This is a genomic window from Amycolatopsis ruanii (genome assembly GCF_003385175.1).
GTDB classification, from domain to species: domain Bacteria; phylum Actinomycetota; class Actinomycetes; order Mycobacteriales; family Pseudonocardiaceae; genus Amycolatopsis_E; species Amycolatopsis_E thermalba.
The window spans coordinates 23,441-48,772 of record NZ_PQHY01000036.1; the positions used below are offsets into that span (position 1 = coordinate 23,441).

At 72.2% G+C, this 25,332-nt stretch carries 26 protein-coding genes; 15 read left to right on the forward strand and 11 right to left on the reverse strand.

Going from position 1 to position 25,332, the window contains the following annotated elements; translation table 11 throughout:
* Positions 1-10: 10 nt before the first annotated feature.
* Entirely contained in the window at positions 11-1,705 is a 1,695-nt protein-coding gene (locus tag D0D28_RS19945) for a GGDEF domain-containing protein (protein WP_116111582.1), read from the reverse strand.
* Between the two features lie 155 nt (positions 1,706-1,860).
* On the opposite strand from D0D28_RS19945, the gene D0D28_RS19950 reads away from it, so the two are divergent.
* The 4 genes from D0D28_RS19950 (at position 1,861) to tsrT (ending at position 6,501) form a co-directional block, all read left to right on the forward strand.
* Entirely contained in the window at positions 1,861-3,231 is a 1,371-nt protein-coding gene (locus D0D28_RS19950; RefSeq protein WP_116111603.1) for a tryptophanase, read from the forward strand.
* A gap of 164 nt (positions 3,232-3,395) precedes the next feature.
* A complete protein-coding gene (locus D0D28_RS19955; RefSeq protein WP_233157074.1) occupies positions 3,396-4,394 on the forward strand; it encodes an AraC family transcriptional regulator in 999 nt (332 codons plus the stop codon).
* A gap of 79 nt (positions 4,395-4,473) precedes the next feature.
* A complete protein-coding gene (locus D0D28_RS19960; protein ID WP_094003652.1) occupies positions 4,474-4,758 on the forward strand; it encodes a helix-turn-helix domain-containing protein in 285 nt (94 codons plus the stop codon).
* A gap of 84 nt (positions 4,759-4,842) precedes the next feature.
* Positions 4,843-6,501: a tryptophan 2-C-methyltransferase gene (tsrT, locus tag D0D28_RS19965; RefSeq protein WP_158224394.1), complete on the forward strand. Its 1,659-nt coding sequence runs from the start codon at positions 4,843-4,845 to the stop codon at positions 6,499-6,501.
* A gap of 142 nt (positions 6,502-6,643) precedes the next feature.
* Here tsrT and D0D28_RS19970 read toward each other — a convergent pair whose 3' ends face one another.
* Positions 6,644-7,807: a glycoside hydrolase family 3 N-terminal domain-containing protein gene (locus D0D28_RS19970; RefSeq protein ID WP_116111583.1), complete on the reverse strand. Its 1,164-nt coding sequence runs from the start codon at positions 7,805-7,807 to the stop codon at positions 6,644-6,646.
* Between the two features lie 138 nt (positions 7,808-7,945).
* Here D0D28_RS19970 and D0D28_RS19975 point away from each other — a divergent pair, with 138 nt between their 5' ends.
* The 3 genes from D0D28_RS19975 to D0D28_RS19985 are packed head-to-tail and all read left to right on the forward strand — an operon-like array spanning position 7,946 to position 9,520.
* Entirely contained in the window at positions 7,946-8,233 is a 288-nt protein-coding gene (locus tag D0D28_RS19975) for a DUF6343 family protein (protein WP_094003654.1), read from the forward strand.
* A gap of 28 nt (positions 8,234-8,261) precedes the next feature.
* A complete protein-coding gene (locus tag D0D28_RS19980) occupies positions 8,262-8,903 on the forward strand; it encodes a phosphoribosyltransferase (RefSeq protein WP_116111584.1) in 642 nt (213 codons plus the stop codon).
* The gene (locus D0D28_RS19985) at positions 8,900-9,520 is read left to right on the forward strand and encodes a dienelactone hydrolase family protein (RefSeq protein ID WP_116111585.1); all 621 of its coding nucleotides are present in this window, start codon (positions 8,900-8,902) and stop codon (positions 9,518-9,520) included. The genes D0D28_RS19980 and D0D28_RS19985 overlap by 4 nt, the downstream gene beginning before the upstream one ends.
* 94 nt (positions 9,521-9,614) lie before the next feature.
* Here D0D28_RS19985 and D0D28_RS19990 read toward each other — a convergent pair whose 3' ends face one another.
* Both D0D28_RS19990 and D0D28_RS19995 read right to left on the reverse strand, forming a co-directional pair.
* Positions 9,615-10,457 carry an SAM-dependent methyltransferase gene (locus D0D28_RS19990; RefSeq protein ID WP_094003657.1) on the reverse strand — a complete coding sequence of 281 codons (843 nt, stop codon included), beginning with the start codon at positions 10,455-10,457 and terminating at the stop codon, positions 9,615-9,617.
* Between the two features lie 30 nt (positions 10,458-10,487).
* A complete protein-coding gene (locus D0D28_RS19995; RefSeq protein WP_116111586.1) occupies positions 10,488-11,168 on the reverse strand; it encodes a TetR/AcrR family transcriptional regulator in 681 nt (226 codons plus the stop codon).
* A 126-nt stretch (positions 11,169-11,294) separates the two neighbouring features.
* Between D0D28_RS19995 and D0D28_RS20000 the strand changes: the two genes are divergently transcribed.
* Positions 11,295-11,738, forward strand: a complete 444-nt coding sequence (locus D0D28_RS20000) for a nitroreductase family deazaflavin-dependent oxidoreductase (protein ID WP_116111587.1) — start codon at positions 11,295-11,297, stop codon at positions 11,736-11,738.
* Here D0D28_RS20000 and D0D28_RS20005 read toward each other — a convergent pair.
* The gene (locus D0D28_RS20005; RefSeq protein ID WP_094003660.1) at positions 11,722-12,558 is read right to left on the reverse strand and encodes an alpha/beta fold hydrolase; all 837 of its coding nucleotides are present in this window, start codon (positions 12,556-12,558) and stop codon (positions 11,722-11,724) included. The genes D0D28_RS20000 and D0D28_RS20005 overlap by 17 nt on opposite strands.
* 44 nt (positions 12,559-12,602) lie before the next feature.
* Between D0D28_RS20005 and D0D28_RS20010 the strand changes: the two genes are divergently transcribed.
* Both D0D28_RS20010 and D0D28_RS20015 read left to right on the forward strand, forming a co-directional pair.
* Positions 12,603-13,148, forward strand: a complete 546-nt coding sequence (locus D0D28_RS20010) for a CGNR zinc finger domain-containing protein (protein WP_116111588.1) — start codon at positions 12,603-12,605, stop codon at positions 13,146-13,148.
* Between the two features lie 58 nt (positions 13,149-13,206).
* On the forward strand, positions 13,207-13,959 hold the full coding sequence (locus tag D0D28_RS20015; RefSeq protein WP_094003662.1) for an SDR family NAD(P)-dependent oxidoreductase: 753 nt from the start codon (positions 13,207-13,209) through the stop codon (positions 13,957-13,959).
* A 51-nt stretch (positions 13,960-14,010) separates the two neighbouring features.
* Here the strand turns inward: D0D28_RS20015 and D0D28_RS20020 are convergent, their stop codons facing one another.
* The 3 genes from D0D28_RS20020 to D0D28_RS20030 all read right to left on the reverse strand — a co-directional run bounded on the left by D0D28_RS20020 (position 14,011) and on the right by D0D28_RS20030 (position 17,400).
* A complete protein-coding gene (locus tag D0D28_RS20020) occupies positions 14,011-15,870 on the reverse strand; it encodes a multicopper oxidase family protein (RefSeq protein ID WP_116111589.1) in 1,860 nt (619 codons plus the stop codon).
* A 76-nt stretch (positions 15,871-15,946) separates the two neighbouring features.
* On the reverse strand, positions 15,947-16,528 hold the full coding sequence (locus tag D0D28_RS20025) for a DUF998 domain-containing protein (protein ID WP_240323274.1): 582 nt from the start codon (positions 16,526-16,528) through the stop codon (positions 15,947-15,949).
* Positions 16,529-16,647: 119 nt separating this feature from the next.
* A complete protein-coding gene (locus D0D28_RS20030) occupies positions 16,648-17,400 on the reverse strand; it encodes a PP2C family serine/threonine-protein phosphatase (RefSeq protein ID WP_116111591.1) in 753 nt (250 codons plus the stop codon).
* Between the two features lie 62 nt (positions 17,401-17,462).
* Between D0D28_RS20030 and D0D28_RS20035 the strand changes: the two genes are divergently transcribed.
* Both D0D28_RS20035 and D0D28_RS20040 read left to right on the forward strand, forming a co-directional pair.
* Positions 17,463-17,672 carry a helix-turn-helix domain-containing protein gene (locus tag D0D28_RS20035; protein WP_094003666.1) on the forward strand — a complete coding sequence of 70 codons (210 nt, stop codon included), beginning with the start codon at positions 17,463-17,465 and terminating at the stop codon, positions 17,670-17,672.
* The gene (locus D0D28_RS20040) at positions 17,672-18,199 is read left to right on the forward strand and encodes a Clp protease N-terminal domain-containing protein (protein WP_116111592.1); all 528 of its coding nucleotides are present in this window, start codon (positions 17,672-17,674) and stop codon (positions 18,197-18,199) included. Before D0D28_RS20035 ends, D0D28_RS20040 begins: the two co-directional genes overlap by 1 nt.
* Here D0D28_RS20040 and D0D28_RS20045 read toward each other — a convergent pair.
* Complete coding sequence (locus D0D28_RS20045) at positions 18,191-18,814, reverse strand: YczE/YyaS/YitT family protein (protein ID WP_162830578.1); 624 nt, start codon at positions 18,812-18,814, stop codon at positions 18,191-18,193. The genes D0D28_RS20040 and D0D28_RS20045 overlap by 9 nt on opposite strands.
* A gap of 62 nt (positions 18,815-18,876) precedes the next feature.
* Here D0D28_RS20045 and D0D28_RS20050 point away from each other — a divergent pair, with 62 nt between their 5' ends.
* On the forward strand, positions 18,877-20,304 hold the full coding sequence (locus D0D28_RS20050; protein ID WP_094003669.1) for a PLP-dependent aminotransferase family protein: 1,428 nt from the start codon (positions 18,877-18,879) through the stop codon (positions 20,302-20,304).
* Between the two features lie 388 nt (positions 20,305-20,692).
* Here D0D28_RS20050 and D0D28_RS20055 read toward each other — a convergent pair whose 3' ends face one another.
* The gene (locus tag D0D28_RS20055) at positions 20,693-21,490 is read right to left on the reverse strand and encodes a hypothetical protein (RefSeq protein ID WP_240323275.1); all 798 of its coding nucleotides are present in this window, start codon (positions 21,488-21,490) and stop codon (positions 20,693-20,695) included.
* A gap of 288 nt (positions 21,491-21,778) precedes the next feature.
* On the opposite strand from D0D28_RS20055, the gene D0D28_RS20060 reads away from it, so the two are divergent.
* Positions 21,779-22,324 (forward strand): RNA polymerase sigma factor, encoded by a 546-nt coding sequence (locus tag D0D28_RS20060; RefSeq protein ID WP_094003671.1) that lies wholly within the window; start codon positions 21,779-21,781, stop codon positions 22,322-22,324.
* 484 nt (positions 22,325-22,808) lie between these two features.
* Here the strand turns inward: D0D28_RS20060 and D0D28_RS20065 are convergent, their stop codons facing one another.
* A complete protein-coding gene (locus D0D28_RS20065; RefSeq protein ID WP_116111594.1) occupies positions 22,809-23,975 on the reverse strand; it encodes a pyridoxal phosphate-dependent aminotransferase in 1,167 nt (388 codons plus the stop codon).
* Between the two features lie 29 nt (positions 23,976-24,004).
* Between D0D28_RS20065 and D0D28_RS20070 the strand changes: the two genes are divergently transcribed.
* Positions 24,005-25,291, forward strand: coding sequence for a DUF445 domain-containing protein (locus tag D0D28_RS20070; RefSeq protein WP_116111595.1), 1,287 nt, complete (start codon positions 24,005-24,007; stop codon positions 25,289-25,291).
* Positions 25,292-25,332: the final 41 nt, after the last annotated feature.

A 25,332-nucleotide genomic window follows, 5' to 3' on the forward strand; every position in this document is an offset into this window, starting at 1 on the left:
CGCACATTTCTCACCGGACTTGATTCGGCGCCCGCAACGGGTCATGGCCCTGTCCGCGCAGGATCTCGAAACGGTCGGTGCCCGGCCAGCTGTTCACCCAGCTCGACCCGGGCACGTCCTTCGCGCGCTTCTTCAGCGGCGCCAGCAGCCGCGAGACCTCGCGGTAGGACTTCGCCGCCGTGCCCGCGCACACGACCGTCGCCAGTGACACCGTGACCGACAGGTGCTCGGCGGTCCACGGGGTGCCCAGCAGGGTGTCCGCGACGGCCGGGATCTCGTCGATGTCGCACGCGATCAGGAAGTCGTCGCCGCCGACGTGGCTCACCGTGACGCTGCGCAGCTTCGCCGCGAGGTCCGTCAACGCCCGCCCCAGCGCGCGGATCAGGTCGTCGCCCGCCGCGAAGCCCACCGTGTCGTTGATGCGCTTGAACGAGTCGACGTCCAGCCACGCCACGACCAGCGGGCGGCCCGCGGCGATCCGCCGGTCGACCTCGCGGGCGACCGTGTCGCTGCCGGGCAGCCGGGTCAGCGGGTTCAGCGCGGCCGCCTCCTCGATCTTCGCCTCGGCCATCGCGCGCACGATCTCGGTCACGAACACCACGCCGAGGCACTCGCCGTCCGGGCCGACCACGATGATGTCGTCCCCGCTGCGGGTCAGGCCGGCGTCGGCGACCAGGTCGAGCAGCTCCAGCGCGCCCGCGCCGGTGCGGATCGTGCGCGGCGGGTCGGCCAGCCGCGCGGCCGCCTTGTTCGCGTGCAGCGCGTGCCCGAACGGGCCGGTCAGGTCCAGCAGGAACCGGGCCCGGTCGATCGACCAGCGCGGCCGCCCGGCACGGTCCAGCCCGACGATCCCGCTCGGCGCGTCCTGGTCGAGCAGCACCCGCCGGACGTCGTCGCACGTCGCGTCCTCGGGCAGGGTGGTCGCGGGGTGCCGGAAGTCGTCCACGCGCGGCGCCGTCGTCGGGGTCAGCGGCACCGGCAGCGCCGGCTCCGGGGGAGCCGTGACCAGTCCGGCGGGCATCGCGCCGGCACGGGCCGGGGCGAACAGGTTGCCCTGCACGATCCGCACGCCCAGCCGGCGCACGGTGGCGAGCTGCTCCTCGGCCTCGATGCCGGTCGCCGCCAGCCGGATGCCGGTCCGCGAGGTGAAGTGCACGAGCGATTCGACCAGCGCGACCGTCGCGTCCTCGCCGGGCAGCCGGCGCAACGCCGTGCGGTCGAGCTTGACCAGGTCGACGCGTGCCTCGGCGAGCAGGTTCAGCGGCAGGTCGCCCGCGCCGAGCCCGTCGAAGGCCAGCCGGAACCCCAGCTCGCCGAACCGCTGCATCCCGGCCAGCAGCGCCTTCGGCGACACCCCGTGGAACGGCGCGCCGATCTCCAGGACGATCTCGCGCGGGCGGCGCCCGGTGTGCCCGAGCGACTCCAGCAGCGGGTCCAGCACCAGCTGCGGCGCCGCGGCCGACAACGCGGTCAGGTTCAGGTGCAGGGGCAGCAGCGTCTCGTGAGCCGCCTCGGCGCGCACCGCCTGCGCGGCCAGACCGGCGTCGACGGGGACCAGCCGGCCGCGGCGCTGGGCGGCCCGCAGCAGGTCGTGGACGCGCCCGGCGGCCGGCCGGGCGAGGGCTTCCACACCGACGACGCCGCCGGTGTTCAGGCTGTAGAGCGGTTGGAAGGCGAAGCCCACGTCGTCGGCCGCTGCTGGCACACCGTGAATCCTCCGCCGCCGCGGGGCCGGCTCGGCCGGATCGCGCGCCGATTGTGGCCCAGCTCACCACGGGAGGCGAACTGGCCCCTACCGTCGCGGCCCGCGATCGCACCAGGCTGGTCTGGTTGTCCGAATTGACCAGCGAGGAGCTGCCCGTGCCGCCCTTCATGGAGCCGTTCCGCATCAAGGCCGTCGAACCGATCCCGTTCCCCACCGCGGCGGAACGCCGGGACGCGCTCGTGTCGGCCGGCTGGAACCTCTTCCGCGTCCCGGCCCGTGCGATCACGATCGACCTGCTGACCGATTCCGGCACGGCGGCGATGTCAGCCGCGCAGTGGTCCGCGCTCATGCTGGGCGACGAGTCCTACGCGGGCGCCCGCTCGTTCGAGCGGTTCGAGGCCGTCGTGCGCGACCTGACCGGCTACGCCGAGATCCTGCCGGTCCACCAGGGGCGGGCGGCCGAGCGGATCCTGCTCGGCCTGCTGCTGCGTCCCGGTGACATCTCGGTGAGCAACACGCACTTCGACAGCACGCGCGCGGCCGTGGAAGCCGCCGGCGCGCAGGCCGTCGACCTGCCGGTGCCGGTCGGGCCGGGCGAGCTGAACCCGTTCGGCGGGGACCTGGACACCGGCCGGTTGCGGGGCGCGCCCAGCCGCTCGGCCGACCGGGTGAAGTGCGTCGTCCTCACCATCACGAACAACGCCGGCGGCGGGCAGCCGGTCTCGGTGCGCAACGTGAAGGCCGTCCGCCAGCTCTGCGACGCCCACGGCATCCCGCTGTACCTGGACGCGTCGCGGTTCGCGGAGAACGCGTACCTGATCACCGAGCGCGAGGACGGCTACGCGCACCTGACGCCGCGCGAGGTCGCCCGCGTGGTCTTCGAACTCGCGGACGGCTGCTGGGCCAGCCTCAAGAAGGACGGGATGGCCAACATCGGGGGGCTCGTCGCGTTGCGCGACGCCGGTCTGGCCGCCCGGGCCCGCGAGCAGCTCATCGCGTTCGAGGGTTTCCCGACCTACGGCGGGCTCGCCGGGCGTGATCTGGAAGCGCTTGCGCAGGGGCTGCTGGAGGTCACCGAGCCGGACTACCTGCGCTACCGCGCCGAGTGCGCGCGCTGGTTCGGCGAGCAGCTGGGCCTGGCCGGCCTGCCGGTGCTGCAGCCGACCGGCTGCCACGCGGTCTACGTGGACGCGGGCGCGATGCTGCCGCACATCGCGCCGCAGCAGCTGCCGGCCACCGCCGTCGCCAACGAGCTCTACCTGGCCGGCGGGGTGCGGGTCACCGAGCTGGGCACGCTGGTCTTCGGCCACCGGGACCCCGACGGCGGGCCGGACGTGCCCGCGCCGCGCGAGCTGGTGCGGTTCACGTTGCCGCGCCGGGTCTACACGCTCAGCCACCTGGAATACGTCGTCGACGTCGCCGAGACCGTCTGGTCGAAGGCGGACCAGTTGACCGGTTACCACATCGTGGAGCAGGGAGGTGCGCTACGACAGTTCACGGCGGTCCTGCGACCGGCCGCCGAGTAGTAAAACCCCTGATCAACGGGGTGCGACGCGACGGATGCAAATTGCAGTCAGCAAATTCGCCCGTTCGTCGGTAGCAATTGAACGGCCAACAACGGAGAGTGGTGCAGTGGAGGTGTATGGGAGTCGGCGCCACCGTACGTTGATCTTTTTCGACTGCCCGGGACATGACAGTACTGCCGTTGGACAAGTACCGGCTCTTCCACTCGCGCGATGTCGACGACACCCGCGAGCGGGTGGGCCGCATATTCTGCCCGCACTCGATGAACACCGTCGGCCGCAACCCGCGGCTGAACACCAGGGTCAACTGCCGCCGTCTGGAGAACGTGGCGATCGCGGTGGTCGCCTACGGCACCGACGTGCGCGTCGAGCCGGGCGAGCTCGGCTCCTTCTTCGTCGTCCTGGCTCCGGTGATCGGCCGGGGCATGGTCCAGTGCGGGCGGGAGCAGACCAGCACCGCACCGGACACGGCCGGCGTGGTGGGCGCGGACGATCCGCTGCGGATGCGGTTGTCCGGTGACTGCGCCCAGTTCGTCATCCGGATCGAGCGGCCGGCGCTGGAGGCGCGCCTGGCCGAGCTGATCGGCGGCTCGGTGCCGGAACCGGTGCGGTTCCGGCTGGGCATGGACATCACCCGCGGCTACGGCCGCAGCTGGTACCGGGAGCTGGCCTACGGCGTGTCGGAGCTGGACCAGCCGGACACGATGCTCACCCACCCGGCCGCCGTGGCGCAGTTCGAGCGCAACCTGATCACCGGGCTGCTGCTCGCGCAGCCGCACAACTACACCGCGATGATCGAGGGCCGGGACCGTCCGCTGCCCTCGCGCTCGTTGCGGGAGGCGCTCGATCTGATCCACAGCCGCCCGGAGGCCCCGCACACCCCGGCGAGCCTGGCGCACGAGGCCGGGGTGAGCGTGCGGGCGCTGCAGAAGGCCTTCCGGGAGCAGCTGGGCAGTTCGCCCAGCGAGTACCTGCGCGGGGTGCGGCTGCAGCGGGTGCACGACGAGTTGTCGGCCGCTCAGGTGGAGGTCACGACAGTCGGGGAAGTCGCGAGCAAGTACGGGCTGATGCACCACGGCCGCTTCGCGGCGGCCTACCGGGACCGGTTCGGTGAGTCACCCAACGCGACGCTGCACAGACGGCCTGGCCGTCCGACTCGAGTGTGAAGGGGCGAATCGTGTGTGATTTCGAGACTGCGCGCCGGACGGGCCGGGCCGGCCGGATGGCGCGCCGAGTTTCCGTGTCATGAGCGGCGAGATTGCCGTGGCTGCCCGCGACTCGATGCCGATCGGCCGGCTGATCCGGTCCGCCCGGCACGAGCGCGGGCTCACCCAGTACCAGCTCGCGGACGAGCTCGTCACGGTCTCGGGCAACGAAAGCCTGGGCCGTGGCGAGGTCTCGCGCTGGGAACGGGGCAAGCGGGTACCCGGCCCGTACTGGCAGCGCCACCTGAGCCGGGTGCTCGACGTGCCTCCGGACGAGTTGCGGGCGGCGGCGCGAACGGCGAAACAGTGGCGACGGCTCCAGTGAAACACAACCCCTGATTTCCCGATCCCGCTTTTGCCATTTTTGCAGCGACCGTTTCGCTGTTCTGGTGCAGGAGTGGGAGTCGCCATGGGAAAGTCGTTGGTCACGCTGGTCAACCCGAATCTCGTCCATCCCCCGATCACGCCGTACGCATTGGACATCCTGACCACCTCCCTGGAGGCCGACGGGTTCGATGTGGACGTCGTGGACCTGACGTTCCGGCGGGACGACTGGGGGACCGTCCTGCGCGAGTACTTCGGGCGCCACCAGCCGATGCTGGTCGGCGTGACGGTGCGCAACACCGACACGATCTACGCGCAGCAGCAACGCGGTTTCCTGGCCGACCACCGGGCGATCATCGACGAGATCAAAACGCTCAGCGCGGCCCCGATCATCGCGGGCGGTGTCGGATTTTCCTCGATGCCGTTCGCGTTGGTCGACTATTTCGACATTCCGTTCGGGGTGAAGGGGCCGGGGGAAGGAATCATCGTCGGTCTGGCGAACGCGTTGCTGTCCGGGAATTCGCCGGACACCGTGCCCGGGCTGCTGGTCAACCGCGGCGGCGGGCGCGTGGAGAAGATCGTGCCGAAGCTCGGCCGCCGCGGCCGTCCGCTGGCCTCACCGCTCAACGCGACCACGAGCTACACCCGCCGCTCCGGCGTGCCGTGGAAGGTCGACAACCTGCGGTACTACCGCGGCGGCGGGCTGGGCAACATCCTCACCAAGAACGGCTGCGCCTACTCGTGCGCGCACTGCGTCGAGCCGGACGCGAAGGGCACGTACTTCACGCGCCGCGCGGTGGAATCCGTGGTCGACGAGATGGAAGCGCTGACCGCACAAGGTGTATACGACCTGCACACCACGGACAGCGAGTTCAACCTCGTGATCGCGCACAGCAAGAACGTGCTGCGGGAGATCATCCGGCGCAAGGACACCGATCACTCCACGCCGCTGCACAACCTGAAGCTGTGGATCTACGCGCAGCCCACGCCGTTCGACGACGAGCTGCTCGACCTGTTGGTGCGGGCCGGGTGCGCGGGTATCAACCTCGCCCCCGACCACGTGCGTGACGACGTCCTCGACGGCTGGAAGGTCTCCGGCGGCGGCCGCCGGTTCTACACCTTCGACGACGTGCGCGCGCTGTGCGCCCGGATCGCGAAGGCCGAGCTGCCGGTGATGGTCGAGGTCCTGCTCGGCATGCCGGGGGAGACGGCCGCGACGATGACCGACGCCGTCCGCCGCACCCTCGACCTGGACGTCGCGGTCGCCGGCTACAGCCTGGGCATCCGCGCGTTCCCGTACTCGCCGCTGGGGATCCGGATGGCCGAGCGGTGTGCCGGCCGGCGCACTCTGCCCGGTCTGCAGTCGGACTCGGCGGTCGAGCCGATCGTGCTCAAACCGCGGGCGATGTGCGCGTCGATCGTCGAGTACGAGCGGCAGTTCGCGTTCGACGACGCCGGGCGCTTCCGGCCGGTCTACTTCCTGTCCCCGGACCTGCCCGAGGACCCGGCGACGATCGCCGCGCCGAACGGCCGGTGGGTCAACAGCGTGCGGTTGCTGTGGGACCTCGTGCCGTCGTCGGAGTACCACCGCGTCATGCTGCCGACGCTGCCCGGCCTCACCGAGGACGACAACAACTACGCGGACAACCCGTTCCTGCTCAAGCTCATCGAGCTCGGCTACACCGGCGCGTTCTGGTCGCACTGGCCGCACCGGCACGCGATCATGTCGGGCGCGGTGGCCTGACCAGGGACTATTTCGATCCGAACACGAGACCTTGAGCTGCCGCGAAGGTTACGTAGACTTTGCCGCGGCGATACGCCCCAGATCCCGCTGCGTCGGCCGGTTCCTCAGCGTCGAGGAGCCGGCCGGCGCAGCCGCCCCGCTCTCAGCACACGTGCTTGGCGCGCAGGACCGTGGTGAGCGCGTCGGTCACCCGGTCCGCGGACAGCGTCCGGTCGGCCGCCGCCTTCTCCATCGCGTCCAGCACCGTCGACACCCGGCCGCCCGAGGACCACAGCGCCTGGTCCGCGCCGGACTGCACGGCCTTCACCACCGCCTGCGGCAGCGGGTAGCGCTGGGTCACGGCCTTCATCGCGCCCAGGTCGTCGGTCAGGACCGGGCCGTCGAAGCCGAACTCGCCACGCAGCAGCCGGTAGGCCGCCGGGGACAGCGACGCGGGTTCGCCACCGGTCAGGCCCGGCACGTCGAGGTGGCCGACCATCACGGCGGCGTCGCCGAACTCCGCCAGGTGCCGGTACGGCCGCAGGTCGTTGTCCCGCAGTTCGTCCAGCGGCGGAGTGGTCACCGCGCCCTGGTGCGAGTCGCCGGTGGCGCGTCCGTGGCCGGGGAAGTGCTTGAGCACCGGCTGGATCCCGGCGTCGGCCAGGCCGGCCGCGAAGGCCTGGGCGTAGCGCCGGGCGGTGTCCGGGTCGGCGCTGAACGAGCGGTCGCCGATGACCTCGCCGGCCGCGGCGTCGGTGAGGTCGAGGACCGGCGCGTAGTCGACGGTCACCCCGCGCGCGGCCATCGCCCGGCCGCGCTCACGGGCGAGTTGGCGGACCTCGTCGGTCGTCATGGTCGCGGCCATCTTGCGGGCGCTGGGGATCGAGCCGTCCAGGTCGTCGAGCCGCTGGACCCGGCCGCCCTCGTCGTCGATCGCGACGGAGACGGGCAGCCGCGCGGCCTGCTGGACCTGGTCGAGGGCCTTGTTCTGGAGCAGCGCGGTGGCGTTGCCGCCGAGGAAGATGCCGCCGATCTGCTCGGCGCGCACCAGGTCGGCCGCACCGCGCGGATCCGACGCGTCGACCCCGACGACCACCAGCTGCGCGAGCCGCTGGCGGGGCGTGAGCTGGCCGATCACGGTCGCGCACGCGTCCGGCCCCTCGGCCGCGGCGATGCGCGGCTGCGGTGTGGGCGGGGCGGTCGGCGCGGCGGCCGGGGGCTGCTGCTCGGCTTCGTCGCCGCTGGCGTAGACGACCACGGCGGCGAGCAGGGCCCCGGCGGCCAGGACGAGCAGCAGTCGCCGGGTCAGGGGCTGGGCCGGCCTCATCGGCTGTCGGTGTTCCTTCCTGGCGGAATGGGGTTCGCCGCCACGGTAACCCAGCGGGTGGCGGGTCAAACGGGCCGTCGCCGGACCGGGTGAGGCCGGGCACGTGTGTGCTCACCCACGCACGGGTAGCCGGGAAGCATGCGAATCCCGCGTGACCGGCCTCGCACCCGCGAGGAATACCAGCGGGGCCTGCCCGGCTACCACGATCCGACCGCCGGGTTCGGTGGCGCCGCGCCCGCCTACAGCGCGCTGACGCTGCGGATCTGGCTCGCCGCGATCGGCATCCTCCTCGCCGCCGGGGCCGCCGTCCTGTTCGCCACGATCGAGATGTGGTGGGTGACGGTGCTGATGTCCCTGGTGGCGGTGGGGCTGGTGATCGACCTGGTCTGGGTCGTGCACCGCAAGCGCCGCGGCGAGCCCGGTTGACGCGCCCGCGCCCGGGTAGACCTGTGACATGAGGCGGCGATACGAGTTCCGCGACCGCCGGGAGGCGGGCGTGCAGCTGGGCGAGCTGCTGGGCGAGCGCGAATGGCGCGATCCGCTGGTGCTGGGGCTGGCGCGGGGCGGGGTGGTCGTCGGGCACGCGGTGGCCGAGGTGCTGGGTGCGCCGCTGGACGTCGCGGTCGCCCGCAAGATCGGCGCTCCCGGCCAGCCGGAGTTCGGCGTCGGTGCGGTCACCCCGGACGGTCCGGCGTACTACGAGGAGCGGTCCCTGTCGATGCTCGGCCTGCGGCCGGCGCAACTGGTGGACATCTGCGCGGCGGAACGCGCCGAAGCTCGCCGGCGCGCGGTCGTCTACCAGCGCGGACGCCCGCCGCAGCCGCGGGCCGGACGGGACGTGCTGGTGGTCGACGACGGGCTGGCGACCGGCGTGACCGCGCGGGCGGCGCTGCGGGCGTTGCGGGCGGACCGGCCGCACAGCCTGGTCTTCGCCGCGCCGGTGTGCGCGCCGGCCGCGGCGGCGGCGCTGAAGAGCGACGCCGACGAGGTGCTGTGCCTGCTGGCGCCGCACGGTTTCCGGTCCGTCGGCCAGTGGTACGCCGACTTCCGCCAGACCGAGGACGACGAGGTCATCGAGTTGCTGGAGACGCCATGACCGTTCCGCTCACCGTCGATCCCGGGCTCGAAGGCGACCTGACGGTGCCGTCCGACGCGATCGGCGTCGTCGTGTTCGCCCACGGATCGGGCAGTTCGCGGCGCAGCGCCCGCAACATCGCGGTGGCGCGCGAACTGCAGGACAACCGGTTCGCCACGCTGCTGTTCGACCTGCTCAGCCCGGACGAGGACCACGGCGACCGGCGGTTCGACATCGAGTTGCTGACCGAACGCCTGCGCGCGGCGATGGCCGAGCTGTCCCGGCGGCCGGACACGGCGCGGTTGCCGCTGGGCCTGTTCGGCGCGAGCACCGGTGCGGCGGCCGCGCTGCGGGCCGCGGCGGCGGAACCGGAGCGCGTGCGGGCGGTCGTCTCGCGCGGCGGCCGCCCCGACCTGGCCGGCGACGCCCTGGCGCGGGTGCGGAGCCCGACGCTGGTGATCGTCGGCGCCCGCGACGGGGAGGTGCTGCGGCTGAACCAGCAGGCGGCCACCGAGCTGGGCGGCCGGTACGACATCGAGATCGTCCCGAAGGCGACGCACCTGTTCGAGGAGGAGGGCGCGCTGGAGCGGGTGGCCCAGCTGGCGGCCGCCTGGTTCAGCGACCACCTGGTCGCCTAGGGTGGCAGTGCTTCAGCCGGGGCCTTCACGCACCTGCCATCGCGTGCGCGATGTGTGCGCGGCCCATCCGGCCGGGGACTCCGCGGAAGCGCGCCTAGGGCTTGCGCGCCACCGCGGCGAGGATGCGTGACTTCGACGGCGCCTCGGCGAACAGGGCGTGCTCGTCGGGGTGCCATTCGGGTGCGTAGACCAGCCCCGGCTCCACCAGTTCGAAGTCGCCGTAGAACTTCAGGAACTCCTCCCGCGAGCGGTACTGCCCGGGGTTCGTGGTGGTCTCGTAGTAGGCCTTGAGGTCGTCCAGCGCCCGGCGCTCCTCGTCGTCGGCCGGGTTCTCGTCGGTCAGCTGGCACATGATCAGGTACGAGCCGGGCGCGAGCTGGTCGCGGTAGAAGTCCAGCGCCGGGTGCGGCCGCTGCTCGTCCTTGATGAAGTGCAGCACCGCGTTGATCACCAGCGCCACCGGCTCGTCGAAGTCGATCACGCCCGTCTCGCCGACGCGCTCCCACAGGTCGATCGGCTCCAGCAGGTCCCCGGCGATCGCCCGGTGGCGGTCCGGGTCCGCGGTGTCGGCGAGCAGCAGCTGCGAGTGCGCCAGCGCGATCGGCTCGTTGTCGATGTAGACCACGGTGGTGTCCCGCTCGGGCCGGGCCTCGTCGGCGACCTCGTGCACGTTGCCCGCCGTCGGCAGGCCCGAGCCGATGTCGACGTACTGCCTGATCCCCGCCTTCGACGCGTACCGCACGGCACGGCCCAGGAACTGGCGGCACGCCACCGCGGAGTCCGGGATCAACGGGAGCCGGGCGCGCACCTTGTCGCCGAACGCGCGGTCGATCGCGTAGTTGTGGTTCCCGCCGATGAAGTAGTCGTACACCCGCGCCGCGGACGGCCGGTCGAGGCTTCCCTCGACGGCCCGCAGCACCTCGTCATCTGCCGCCATGTGACGAGTCTGCCACAACGCGTAAAGCGTTCACGGAAGGCCGACCAGATCACCCAGTTGCCGTGCGGTGTAGGCGAAATAGGCGTCCGCGGGATCGGCCGTGCCGGCGTACTGGCCGAACAGCTCGAAGCTGATCGCGCCGAAGAGGTGGGTCCACGCGGTCGTCAACCGGACGAGATCCGCCTCCGCGAGCGACGTGCCGAGCGCGGCCCGGACCCGGCGGGCCTGCTCGGCCAGTTCGCCGGACAGCGGCGGACCGGGAATCGCCGGCGCGAGGTCGGCGGCCTCCATGACGCGGACGAGCGCCTGCGCGACCCGGCTCGCGGGCGTGATCGTGTCCTGCGGCGCCTGGTAGCCGGGCACGGGGGAGCCGTAGATGAGCGAGTACTCGTGCGGGTTCCGCTTCGCCCAGTCCCGGGTGCCGTGCCAGATGCGCAGCCAGCGGTCGCGCGGCTCGGCGGACGGGTCGTCGGCGCGCTCGGCCGCTTCGCCGATCTCGTTGTAGGCGTCGATGATCAGCTCGGTCAGCAGGTGGTCGCGGCTGGGGAAGTAGCGGTACAGCGCGGACGACACCATCCCCAGCTCGCGGGCGACGGCGCGCAGGGACAGCCCGTGCGGGCCGACCTCGGCGAGCTGGCGTCGCGCCTCGTCCTTGATCTCGCGGGTCAGTTCGGCGCGAGCCCGTTCCCGTGCGGTCTTGCTGGCTGGCATGCCGCCGAGTCTGCCACGTGGGGAGATCGCCGCACAAATTAGAGAGCGCTGCTCTTGACAGTGAGATGCGAAGGCGTGTTCACTGATCTCAACAGAGAGCGCTGCTCTCGCCGAAGGGAGATCCGAATGAACCGCTACCTGAAGCCGGGCAAGGGTGATGGCATCGCCAACGTGGTCGTCCAGTTCCTGACCAAGCTGGGCGTGAGCCTGGCCGGCAGCCGGGTGCTGCTGGTGCGCGGCCGCAAGTCCGGGGAGATCCGGTCGACGCCGGTGAACCTGCTGAAGGTCGACGGGCAGCGGTACCTCGTCGCGCCGCGCGGGCACACGCAGTGGGTGCGCAACCTGCGCGCGGCGGGCGAGGGGCAGCTGCGGGTCGGGCGCCGGGCCGAGACGTTCCGGTTCGCCGAACTGGCCGACGAGGACAAGCCGGTGATCCTGCGCGCCTACCTGAAGCGGTGGGCGTGGGAGGTCGGCCGGTTCTTCGAGGGGGTCGACCACACCTCGTCCGACGAGGTGCTGCGGAACGTCGCGCCCGGCTTCCCGGTCTTCCGGATCACAGAAAGCGCTTGAGGTGCGCGAGGACGGCCTCCGGTTGCTCCTCGGCGAGGAAGTGTCCGCACTCGGGCAGTCCCTCGCCGGTGACGTTCTCGGCGTAGTCCCGCCAGATGTCCAATGTGGGCAGTGTGCCGAGGAGCCCGGTCTGTCCCCACAGCGCGAGGACCGGCATGGTGAGCTTGCGTCCGGCGTCGGCGTCGTCGTGCTCGGCGTCGTCCGGGAAGGACGCGCGGTAGTCGTCGAACCCGGCGCGCAGGGCGCCCGGCGCGGAGAACGCCCGGACGTACTCGGCGACCGCGTCCGGGGCCAGGCCCTGCCGCTGGTAGGTCCAGCGCTCGAAGAAGTACCCCAGGTAGGCCGGGATGTCCTTGCCCGCCAGCAGTTCCGGCAGGTCCGGCTGCAGGTGGAACAGCCAGTGCCAGTAGCCGCGGGCGACGCCCGCGTCGAGCCGCCGCCACATCTCGCGGGTCGGGATGATGTCGAGCACGGCCAGCCGCTCGACCTCGTCCGGGCGGTCCAGTGCCCACCGGTGCGCGACCCGGCCGCCCCGGTCGTGCCCGACGACGCTGGCCGACGTGAAGCCGAGTTCGTGCAGCAACGCCGAGACGTCGGCGGCCATCGTGCGCTTGTCGAAGCCCGTGCGCGGCTTGTCGGTGAGCCCGTAGCCGCGCAGGTCGGGCGCGATGACGGTGTGGTCCTGCGCGAGCGCGCCGAAGATCCGGTGCCAGCAGTAGGAGGTCTGGGGCCAGCCGTGCAGCAGGACGACCGGCGGTCCCTCGCCCGCTCGCCGGTAGTGCATGCGGATGCCGTTGACCGTCGCCATGTGCGAATCCATCTCTCACCTTTCTAACCGGTTATAGGGGTTAGAGTACCCTGGTCGTGGTGAGGACGCAGTGGGTTTTCGACGGTGGCCGTCCATGCGTGGACCTGGTGAACACGCTCCGGGACCGGCACCGCGGCGGCCGTGAGCTGCTGACCTCGCCGTCCGCGCTGGTGGAGTGGCTGGTGCTGGCGGGTCTGCTGCCGCGGCCGGAGCCCGCCTCGCCCGAGGCGCTGGAGGCGGCGATCGCGCTGCGGGAAGCCGTCGACCGGGTGACCCGGCGTGCGGGGCGGCCGGCCGATGTCCTGCTGTTGAACCGGCACGCGCGCCAGGCTCCGGTGCCCCAGTTGCGCATCGACGGGGACGGTGTCCCGCGCCGGCGGCTGGACGCCCGCGATCCCGTGGAAGGCGCTCTCGGTTCCCTCGCCGTCGACGCGATCGACCTGGCGACCAGTGACGCCGACGTCCGGATCTGCGCGTACGACGACTGTGGGCTGCGGTTCGCGGACACCTCGCCGAAGCGCAACCGCCAGTGGTGCTCCATGTCGAGGTGCGGCAATCGGGCGAAGGCCCGCGCGCACTACGCCCGCACCCGCGGCCGTTGACGCTCGTCCACCCCGCCTTGTAGTTTGAAACGCACGTTTCAGAGAGGCGGTGGCGGGGATGGGTGCGCAACGGACCGCCCTGGTGACCGGCGGCGCCACGGGCATCGGCGCCGAGATCACCTCCCGGCTGGCCACCGAGAAGATGACCGTCTACGTGGTCCAGCGGACCGAAGAGGACGCCAGCGTCGGCCGGAAACTGTTCGCCGAGCACCCGTTCCACGAGCTGATCCAGGTCGGCGCGCACGACCTCGCCACCGGAACCGGTTGCCGCGACGCGGTGGCCGAGTGCGTGCGGCACTTCGGGCGGCTCGACGTCCTCGTGAACAACGCCGGCATCAGCGGCTCCGCGGCCTTCGGCCCGGTGGAAAGCGCCGCCGACGAGCTGATCGACCGGGTCATCGACACCAACCTCAAGGCGCCGCTGCGCCTGGCCCGCGAAGCGTTCACCCAGCTCGTCCTGAACCAGGGCGTGATCGTCAACATCAGCTCGATCGCCGAATTCCAGGCCCAGCGCGACGTGCCGGCGTACGTGGCGAGCAAGGCCGGGCTCGGCGGACTGACCCGCGCGCTCGCCTGCGACCTCGCCCCGCACGGGGTCCGGGTCGTCGGCATCGCGCCCGGGGACATCGCCACCGGGACCAGCCGCAGCCCGGACTACACCGCCGCTGTCGGGCCGGTGAAGGAGACGCCCCTGGGCTTCGCCGGGGAACCGGCGGACGTCGCCGATCTCGTCGCCTGGGTGATCTCGGCGCAGGCCCGCTACGTCACCGGCACGACGATCGTCGTCGACGGCGGCCGCACCGCGTACTGACGCGGCAACCGGCGGCGCCCCGCACCCAGGGACGCCGCCGGCCCGGTCACCTCAGTGACCGCCCCCATGAGAAGCCCCGGGGTGGACGTGGAACCGCGCCACCTCGGGCGGGTGCACGACGAACGGCCGCATCATGCCTTCGTCCTCGTGGTCGAGGATGTGGCAGTGGTACATGAACTCACCGGTCGCCCCGGTGTGGTGCCCGGCCACGCTGACCCACTCGCCGGCCTGCACCTGGAAGGTGTCCTTCCAGCCCTCTTCGTACTTCTCCAGCGGCCTGCCCTCGCCCGGCACCGGCAGCGGCGCGGGCGTCCCGCCGGCGACGGTGTCGAACCCGATCACGTTCCCCGCCGCGTCCAGCGGGTAGGCGCGGCGCGTCAGGACCTGGAACTCGGCCAGGTGGATGTGCATCGGGTGGGTTGGCCCGCCCAGGTTGACGAAGTTCCAGATCGCCCACCGGTCGTGGTCGATGAAGAACGTGGTGGTGTCGTCGAACAGGCTCGCGACCATCCGGAACGTCCGCACCGCGCCGTCGGCCGGGTCGGTCAGCTGGATGAACCCCTCGGCCGGGAACCGCGCGGGCATCTCCGCCGGATCGGTGACCTCCTGCAGCTCCCACATCTGCGGGTGCGCCTCGCCCGCCGTGCCGGGCGGGACGAGCGCGACGAAGACGTGGTCGTGGTCCTCCGGCACCGTCGTCCCGTGGTGCAGCCGCACGTACGACGGTGAGATCACCTCCGGCAGCGTGAACGAGTCGTGCCGCTCCCGGTTCTCGACCCGGAACTGCATGACGTCCGGCTCGGTGCGGTCCGCCAGCGTGTCCCGCAACGTCAGGTTCTGCCCCTGGTACCGGCTGAAGTCGATCAGCACGTCCGCGCGCTCGGCGGGCGCCAGCACCAGGCCGTCCGCCGGGAACGCGGCCGGCGCGGGCAGCAGACCGCCGTCGGTGCCGATGATCCGCACCCCGTCGTTGTTGACGGTGCCGGTCTCGTCGATGAGGTTGAGCCGGTAGAACCGCGAGTTCGACGCGTTCAGCACGCGGAAGCGGTACCAGCGCGCGTCGACTTCGAGGTGCGGCCAGATGACGCCGTTGACCAGCGTGAACGGCCCGGTGAACGGGATCGGCACCTTAGGCCCGTCCGGTCCGGCCGGCGTGATGAACGGGATCTTGAACAGCAGCTGCCCGGTCAGCGCGCCGGTGGCGGGGTCGGTGTCGAGGTTGCGGTCGGTGATGATCAGCGGGATCTCCCGGTCCCCGGCGGGCAGGCCGAGCGCGTCCTCCTCGGCGTCGCGGATCAGGTACATCCCGGTGAGCCCGGCGAAGACGTTGAACCGGGTCACCGCCATCGCGTGGTCGTGGTACCAGAGCGTCGCCGAGGGCTGCCCGTTCGGGTACTCGGCGAGCTGGGCGGCCTGGCGCAGCACGCCGTTGTGCGCCCAGCCGTCGTTGCCACCGCCGGTGCGCGCGCCGTGCAGGTGCACCGCGGTCCACGCGGGCAGCGCGGACACCCCGTCGATGATCTCGGCGCCGGGCAGCGGTGAGCCGTCCGGGTTGCGCCAGCCGGGCGTGCGCACCGGCGCGGTAATGTCGGTGAGTTCGGCGTGCTGCTGGACGGCGACCACCGGGATGGTGCCGTCGATGCCGTTGCTCCAGTTGACGCGCAGTTGCTTGCCGCTGCGCACTTCGATGGTCGGGCCGGGGAACTGGCCCTCGTAGGCCCACACCTCGGTTTCCGGCAGCTGGCTGTGCAGCCGGACGCGCGCGCGGACCATGTCGATGGTGATTTCGTCCTGGTGCCACCACGAGTGCGGCCGGATCAGCGGCGGCACCCGCAGCGGGTCGGCGAACTTGGTGAGGCCGAAGTCCGGCCCGGTGACGGTCGTTGCTGGTTGCGTGATGACGTCGGTCATGAAGTCTTTCCCCCCAGAAAGCCCCCGGTGTCGGCCGGGTCATCCCGGCCCTTGCTGACACAGAGGGCGCCGGGGGTCAGCTGGATACACGCTCCCGCGGTTTCGCGGGAAACGGCGCCGGAATCGCGACCGCGCGGGCGATCGTGATCAGCAGGCCGATGTCCGCGGCGAGCGCGAGCCGCTGGGCCAGGCCGACGGGCAGCACGCCGGGCACCAGGTAGCTCACGCCGAACAGGAGCACGCCGCCGAGCGTCAGCAGCGTGAGCCGGGTGATCGCCGGGTGGGTCCGCAGCCGGGCGGGCAGGGTCCAGCCGAGTGCGGCCAGGCTCAGGAACGCGATGGCGCAGGCGTATTCGTGGATCTGCCCGCTGACCGGGTCGAACCGCTCCGGGTAGCTGGCGGGGAACAACGCGGCCGCGACGAGCCCGGTCGACCAGGCCCAGAACAGCACCTGGGTGGTCCGGCTGAGCCGGTGGCCGGCGGCCTTGACGGCGGTCAGCAACGCGACCGACCCGACGGCGATCGCGATCATGCTCGCGCCGAGCAGGCCGACCCCACCCTCCGCGAGCGCGTAGCTGGACAGCGTGTCCCACACCGGGTTGCGACCGCTGACCACGTGCAGGATGACGGCGGTGAACAGTCCCCAGCCGATCGCCACGTTCGCAACGAGCAGCCAGGGCCGGGCTCTTTCGCCCGGTGAAGCTCCGGAAATCCCCATGTGAACAGCTTTCCGCCGCGCGGGCCGCGGAAGATCCGGAGAAGTCCCCGATCTTTCCCCTAGGGCCGCCCGAACTCGACGAGCACCAGCGCCTGGTCGTCGTGGCGCTTGGCCCGCGGCCACCGCGCCCCGTCCGGATCGTCGTCCTCGGCCGCGCGGACGCCGTCGAGCACCGCGTCCACGCCGTGGGTGCGCGCCAGGTGCAAGGCTTCGGGCCAGGTGAACAGGCCGTAGTCGTCGACGCCGCAGGACACGCCGTCGCTGGCGAGCAGGACGGCGTCCAGTTCGGCGCGCGGCCAGCTGCGGGTCAGTGCGTGGGCGGCGGCCGTGGGATCGGCTTCGGCGACCCAGAACCCGCCGGGCTGGTTGCGCAGCGCTCGCACGGCTTCCTGCGTCCGCAACCGTCCGGTCCTCCGGAGCGTGTCCAGCCGCTCGTCGGCGAGCACGTCGACGGACCGTCCAAAGGCGACGATCGGACTGTCGGCCAGCACCAGGGCGTCCACGCGCTCGGTGTCCCAGCGCAGCATCGCGACCGTGCTCGACGGAGCCGATCCGGGGCGCAGGTCGTGTTTCCGCGTGACACCGGTGATCGCTCTGCGCAGAGCCGCGCGCAGGTCGCCGTCGCCGGTCAGTTCGTGGGCGAGTTCGGCCGCCAGGTGCTCGGAGTACCAGCCACCGGAGGGCTGGTCCGGATCGGCCGAGGTGGCGCCGTCGAGCACCGCGACGGCGTGGCCGAGCACGACCACGCGGTCCTCCGTGGGGCGGGGCCGGCCGTCGAGGCCGACGCCGGGCCGCTCGGCGACGTGGATCACCCGCCCGACCCTAGCTGTCAACTTGGGTTGACGACATCCGGATGTCAACGTAGGTTGACATCATGACGAAGGCAACCGACCTGGCCGCCCGCGCCGGCGACCGCGATCCGCGGGTCGGCCTGCGTGCCGTGGCCGCGCTGCGGCGGCTGCTCGAACAGCTCGAGGCCGTCCAGGTGCGCAGCGCGCGGGCGCAGGGCTGGTCGTGGCAGGACATCGCGGCGGAGCTGGGCGTGAGCAGGCAGGCCGTGCACAAGAAGTACGGGAGGCAGTGATGTTCGAGAAGTTCACCGCGGACGCCCGCGAGGTGGTCGTCGAGGCGCAGCAGGACGCGATCCGCCTGGATTCGCCGCGGATCGATCCGCTGCACCTGCTGGTCGCGCTGCTGCGCTTCCCGGACAGCGGGGCCGGCCGGCTGCTGACCCGGTTCGGCGTGGCGCTCGACGACGTCGCCGCCGAAACCGCGCGGGTGCGGCGCCGGGGCGGTATCACCGAGGCCGACGCCGAGGCGCTCGGCGAGTTCGGCATCGACGTGGACGCGATCCTCGACCGCGTCGAGCAGGCGCACGGCCCGCACGCGCTCGCCGGCCGCACCGGCGGGCGGAAACGGCGGCACATCCCGTTCGCCGACGAGTCGAAGAAGGTGCTGCAGGTGTGCCTGAAGGAGGTGATTTCCTTGGGCGGCAAGGAACTCGGGTCCGAGCACATCCTGCTCGCCCTCACCGCGCTGCGCGGACCCGCCGCCGACGTGCTCGCCCGGTTCGACGTGGACGCGCGGCGGGTCCGGCAGGCGTTAGCGTGACTCGCGCCAGGTGACGTGGCGGAGCAGGGCCTGGGTGAGCGGCCCGATGGCGAGCGCGTAGAGCACGGTTCCGGCGCCGACCGTGCCGCCGAAGAACCAGCCGGCCGCCAGCACGGTGAGTTCGATGCAGGTGCGCACCGCCCGGACGGACCACAGGTTGCGGGCGGCCACCCCGGTCATCAAGCCGTCGCGCGGGCCGGGGCCGAGCCGGGCACCCACGTACACCGCGGTCGCCACGGCGTTGAGCACGACGCCGCTGACCAGCAGCGCGATGCGCCAGCCGAGCGCGTGCTGGTCGGGCAGGACGGCGCGCACCAGGTCCACGGCCACCGCGACGACCAGCACGTTCGCCACCGTGCCCAGCCCGGGGCGCTGGCGGAGCGGGATCCACAGGGCGAGCACGCCGACCGACGTGAGCGCGACGACGGTGCCGAAGGTGAGGCCGGTGCGCTGCGCGAGGCCCTCGTGCAGGACGTCCCACGGGGACAGGCCGAGCCCGGCGCGCGTCATCATCGCCATGCTCGTGCCGTAGAGGGCGAGGCCGGCCATCAGCTGGGTGAGCCGGCGCGCGGGGCTGACCGAGACGCGCACCGGCCGTAGATCGATTGCAGTCACGGCGTCCACTTTGCGGGCCAGTGGACTGGATAACCAGAGCCAATCTGCAATAATTGGATTTCATGGACCCTATCGGCCGCATCTCGGCTCGTAGATTGGCTCTCGTCCTCGGGGCTTGGCGGCGCAACGGCTCACGCCAGGGCGCGGCGGACCTGGCGGCGGCGATCGAGCTGGGAGTCCTCGACGGCCAGCTGCCCGTCGGCACCCGGTTGCCGGCGGAACGGGAACTCGCCGAGGCACTGGACGTCAGCCGCACGCTCGTCGCGGCCGCTCTGGACCGCCTGCGCGAGGCGGGGCTGGTCGCCAGCAGGCGGGGCGCGGGGTCGTGGATCACCGCGCCCCGCGGGCGGGTGCTCGACCCCGCGCCGCCCGACAGCCCGCAGGCGATCGACCTGGTCCGCGCGGCGACGCCGGCCGTCCCGGGCGTGATGGCGGCGGTCGACCGGGCGCGGCTGCTGCTGGTCGACGAACTCGGCGGGCACGGCTACACCGGCCGCGGCCTCCCGCTGCTGCGCGAGCGCATCGCCGACCGGTACACCGCGCGCGGCCTGCCCACGTCACCGGCGCAGATCATGATCACCAACGGGGCGCACCACGCGTTCGTCCTCGTGCTGCGGATGCTGACCCACCCCGGCGACCGGGTCCTGGTGGAACAGCCGACGTACCCGAACGCCCTGGAGGCGATCCGCGCCGCGCACACCACGCCGGTGCCGGTCGCGCTGGGCGAGCACGGGTGGGACCTGGCCGGGCTGGAGGCCGCGGTGCGCCAGACCGCGCCCCGGATGGCGCACCTCATCGTCGACTTCCACAACCCGACGGGCGCCCGGCTCGACGCGGCCGGCCGGGAGGGGCTGGGGGCGCTGCTGGCGCGCACGCAAACGCATGCGGTGGTCGACGAGACGTTCGCCGAGCTGGACCTGGACGGCGATCCGCTCGACGGTCCGCCGCCGCTGGCCACGTTCGCCGGCGACTGGGCGATCACCGTGGGGACGGCGTCCAAATCGCACTGGGGCGGGCTGCGGATCGGCTGGATCCGGGCGTCGGAGGACCTGGTGACGCGGCTGTCCTCGTCCCGGTTCGCGTCGGACCTCGGGTCGCCGGTGTTCGAGCAGCTGGTGGTGGCGGAACTGCTGGACGCGGGCGACTCCGTGCTGACGTTGCGCCGTGCCGACCTGCGTGCCCAGCGGGAGGCGCTGGCCGAGGCCGTGCGGCGGGACCTGCCGGACTGGCGGTTCCGCGTGCCGGCCGGCGGGTTGTCGCTGTGGTGCCGCCTCCCGGAGCCGATGAGCACGCGCCTGGCGGTCGCCGCGGCCAACCACGGGGTCCAGGTGGCGCCCGCGTCCCGGTTCAGCGCCCAGGGCGGGCTCGAACACTGGCTGCGGCTGCCGTACGCCCAGCCGGCGGAGCGCCTGACCGAGGCCGTCACGCGGCTGGCGCTGGCCGCCGCTTCGGTGCGCGGCGCCCCGGCCGACGATCTGCCGGTGGCCTGAAACAGCCGGTGCGCTGGTCGTCTGCCTGCCGTCCCAGGGAAAGTACGGCTGACGACGTCCAGCGCACCGGCTGCGGGGCACCCGGCCCGGATCGCTCCGGGCCGGGCTCCACGGTGACCCGCCGGCACCGCCCCTCGACGTGCCGGCGGGTCATCGCGGCTAGGCACGCATCCGGCTTCCGCTCGGCGCGGTGAGCGGAAGCTCCGGACACGTGCCCGGTTGGGGCCCCGGCGTCGCGGGGGCATCGCGACGCCGGGACCAGCACCCGACCGGCCAGGCGCGGTTGGCCGGTCGGGAAGTCTGAAGTGGCCGTCGAACGGCGCTTCGGAACGGGCGCGCTAGTTGATCTTGTTGTGGACGCGGGTCGCCTGTGTGAACGTGTCTCGCGTCAGTCGGGCGAGGTGGGCGGCAGGCCCGCTTCCGTGCCCATACCCACAAAACCGCTGGTCAGCGCTCCCACGATCGGCTGAACCGGCTCGGCGGCGGTGCGCGGGCCGAGAACGGCCATCAGGTCGCGGCCGCCGTTGCCCGAGTCGTGGGAGACGGTGATGACGACGCCGGGGTCGCCCGGGTCGGTGGGTGCCGGGGACGGCGGGCCGTTGTCCGCCCGCACCGGGACCGGGAGGTCCAGGTGCCGAGGTGGCGCCGGCGCGTCGGCGTGCTTGACGGCCGGGGCGTGGTGGGCGACGGCGTGCATCGGTTCCGCGGGAGTTGGTTCCGCGGGAGCCGGCGGCGCGGATTTCGGGGCGGCCGCCGCCGGCTGGGTGATCACCGGTTCGGCCTCGGTTTTCGCCACCGGTTCCGGCTCGACCGGTTCGGACGGTGCGTCCGGAGCGACGGTCTGAACGGTCTGGCCGACGATTTCGACGATCGGGTGCGTGGCCTGATCCGCCGTTTCGGTGACGGTCGTCAGTGTTGTTTCAGCCGTTTCGGTGACGGCCGAAAGTGTCGTGCCGACCGTGCCGGTGACCTCGCCGACGAGTCCGGTCACCGCGCCGAGCAGGTTCGGCTGCTGCTGGGCCGCGACGGTGTCCGGTTCGGACGGCGCCTCGTCGGCCGCGGCCGGCGGTGCACCGAGGACCGTGGTGAGCAGCCAGCCGGCGAGCACGAATCCGCCCGCGAGCAGCAGTTTGAGTTCGACCGGAAGTGGCCGCGCGGAGTGGCGCACGCGGATCGCGTCGCGCATCGCCACCACCACCGTCCACGAACGACTACGGGAAGTTTGTTCCGGCCTGGTCATCGGGTGTGCTGATCCCGGCCTGATTTCTCCTGCCGGTGGCGAGTGTTTCACCTCGAAAGCGATCGATCCAGCCCCGTACGGCGGAACCCTGGTTCCGCCTTCCGTGTGGCTGTTCGTTAGTTGATCACGGTGCGTGTGCGTAGTTTTACTCAACTTCTCGCCTACCAGCGGTTTTCGGGAGCTGTCCGCGTGGCGGTGCCATCTGAGTCGGGACCGGTGATCACGAGGGGTTCCATGACCGAAATCGAACTGATCGACTTGCTGGCGCGCGCGTGGCGTGGTGACCAGGGCGCGTGGTCCGCGTTGGTGCGGGGCCTGTCGGTGGTGGTCCTGCGGGTGGCGCGGGCGCACCGCCTGGGGGAGGCCGATGTGTCCGACGTCTGCCAGAACACGTGGGTGTCCCTGGCGCAGCTGCGGGAGCTGCGCGACCCGGCCCGCCTCCCCGGCTGGCTGGCGACGACCGCCCGGCGGCAGGCGTTGCGGGTGCTGGAGTCGCGGCGTCAGGAGGTGCCCGCGGAGTGCGACCGGGCGGACGAGGGCCTCGCCCCGGAGCGCCAGGTACTGACCGCCGAACGGGACGCGGTGTTGCGCCAGGGGGTGGCCGCGCTGCCCGGCCCGCAGAGGCGCCTGGTGGAGCTCCTGCTGCAAGACCCACCCGCGACGCACGCCGAAATCGCGGCCGAGCTGGGCGTCGCGGTGGGCAGCGTGGGTCCGCTGAGGCGCCGAGCGCTGGACCGCCTACGCCGATACCTGGAGGCACGCGGCTACGACCACCCGTGATGGGGTTTGGGTCACGTGGACGTGGTCGGGTGGTGCTCGTCGCGGCCACCGCGCGGGCACCACCCACCGCGGCTCTTGCGTCGCTGTGTGCGCGCTTGGCGCGGTGGCCGGGGTTGGTGGTGGGGCTGTGTGGGCGTTGCCGGTGGAGTTCGCCGGAGCGGTTTCGCGCACCACCCACCCCGGCTCTTGCGTCGCTGTCGAAGCGCGCGCTTTGGCGCAGTGGCCGGGCGCGCGGCGGGGGCGTCCTGAGCGTGTTCCGGTGGGCTTCACCGAGCCGTCGCCCACCACCCGCCGAGGCCGCCGTGGCGCTGTCGAAGCCGCGCTCTTCGCCCCGCGGGCCGTCGCGCCTCATGGCCCACCTGGGCGCGGCTCGATGGTGCTCGTCGAGCCGGGAGAGAAGCGCACCCTCGGCCGTGTCCACACGACCACCCCCGAGGGTGCGCCTCCCCCGCCGCCCGTCGCCGCTCGCTGGTCAGGTCCGGGGTCAAGCCAGCTTGTGCAGCCGCTCGATCGCCTCGTCCAGCACCTTGTCCCGCTTGCAGAACGCGAACCGCAGCACGTGGCGCCACTCCGCCGGGTGGTCGGTGAACACGCTGACAGGCACGGCCGCCACCCCGACCCGCTCCGGCAGCTGCCAGGCCAGCTCGGCGGCGTCCGTGAAGCCCAGCGGCCGCACGTCGGCGCACACGAAGTACGTCCCGAGGCTCGGCCGCACCGCGAAGCCCGCCGCCGCCAGTCCCGCCGACAGCCGGTCGCGCTTGGCCGCCAGTGACGTCCGCAACGACTCCACCCACGGCAGCTCGTGGTCGAGCGCGTGCGCGACCGCCGGTTGCAACGGCCCGCCCGACACGAACGTCATGAACTGCTTCGCCGCCCGCACCGCCGCCACGAGCTCGGGGCTGCTGCACACCCAGCCGATCTTCCAGCCCGTGCAGTTGAACGTCTTGCCCGCGCTGGAGATCGACACCGTCCGATCGCGCATCCCGGGGAACGCGGCCAGCGGCACGTGCTCGGCGTCGTCGAAGACCAGGTGCTCGTACACCTCGTCGGTCACCGCGATGAGGTCCCGCTCGCAGCACAACTCCGCGATCGCCGAGAGTTCCTCGCGCGTGAAAACGGTTCCGGTGGGGTTGTGCGGCGAGTTCACCAGGATCGCCCGGGTCGCCGGGGTGACCGCGGCCCGCAGCGCGGCGAGGTCGAGCGCGAACCGCCCGTCGGCGCCCTCGACCAGCGACACCACCCGCCGGGTCGCGCCCGCCATCGCGACCGCGGCCGCGTACGAGTCGTAGTACGGCTCGATCACCACGACCTCGTCGCCGGGCTCGGTCAGCGCGAGCAGCGCGGCGGAAATGGCCTCCGTGGCTCCCGCGGTGACGAGGATCTCGCTGTCCGGGTCGTAGGCCAACCCGTAGCGCGTCCGGTGCCGCGCGATCGCCGCGCGCAGCTCCGGCCGGCCGGGGCCCGGCGGGTACTGGTTCGCGCCGCCGAAGAGCGCGTTCTTCGCGGCGTCGAGCATTCCGGACGGTCCGTCGGTGTCCGGGAAGCCCTGGCCGAGGTTGACCGCTCCGGTTCGCACCGCGAGTGCGGTCATCTCCGCGAAGATGGTCGACGTGAACGGCCGCAGCCGGGGGACGAGAGCTGGTTCGCGCATAATGGCCGATCCTCACGGACAATGGGGTCGTGGAGCAACTGACCCCCGCTGACGTCAGCCTTCCCCCGGTCCCGGACCAGGAGGGCAAGCGGCGGGCGCTGCGCCGGATGAAGCTGGTGGCGCTCGCCTTCCTGCTCGGCGCGACCGTGATCTTCCTGCTGGCCACGTGGGCCCAGTCGGCCGGCTGGCCGGGCTGGGTCGGGTACGTGCGCGCCGCCGCCGAGGCCGGGATGGTCGGCGCGCTGGCGGACTGGTTCGCCGTGACCGCGCTGTTCCGGCGGCCGCTGGGTCTGCCGATCCCGCACACGGCGATCATCCCCAGCAAGAAGAACATGATCGGCAGCAGCCTCGGCGAGTTCGTCGGCACGAACTTCCTGTCCGAGCACGTGGTCCGCGACAAGCTGCAGCGCGTCCAGGTCTCCCGGCGGTTCGGGGAGTGGCTGGCCAAGCCGGAGAACGCCGAGCGGGTCACCTCCGAGCTCGCCACCGTCGTGCGCGGCGTGGTGACCGTGCTCAAGGACGAGGACGTGCAGGCCGTCATGGAGCAGGCGGTCGTGCGGCGGGTCGTCGAGCAGCCGTGGGGCCCGCCGCTGGGCAAGCTGCTGCAGCAGGTCTTCGCCGACGGCGCGCACTACAAGCTCGTGGACCTGATGTGCGACCGCGCGTACGAGTGGGTGCGCGACAACCACGCGACCGTGCTCCGCGTGGTCTCCGACCGCGCGCCGAGCTGGTCGCCCAAGTTCGTCGACGCCATGCTGGCCGACAAGGTCTACGGCGAGGTCCTCTCGTTCGCGTGGGCGGTGAAGACCGACGTGAACCACCCGATGCGCCTGGCCCTGGACAAGTTCCTCGGCGAGTTCGCGCAGGACCTGCAGAACGACCCGGAGACCATGGCCCGCGCCGAGCAGGTCAAGCAGCAGATCCTCGACCACCCCGACGTGCAGAAGCTGATCGGTTCGGCGTGGAGCACCGCGAAGGGCATGCTGCTCACCGCGGCGGAGGACCCGTCCAGCGAGCTGCGCCGGCGCGTCCGCGAGGGCCTGCGGACCCTGGGCGAGCGCCTGGTGTCCGACGAGGGCCTCGGCGGCAAGGTGGACGGATGGGTCCAGGGCGCCGCTGCCTACGTCGTGCGCAACTACTCGACCGAGATCACCACGATCATCACCGACACCGTCGAGCGCTGGGACGCCGAGGAAACCTCGCGCAAGGTCGAGCTACAGGTCGGCCGGGACCTCCAGTTCATCCGGATCAACGGCACCGTCGTCGGCGCGCTCGCCGGCCTGGTGATCTACACCGTGGCGCAGCTGCTGTTCTGACCAGCAGCCTGGTGGTCCCCCGCCTGCTGTCCCGCCCGGCC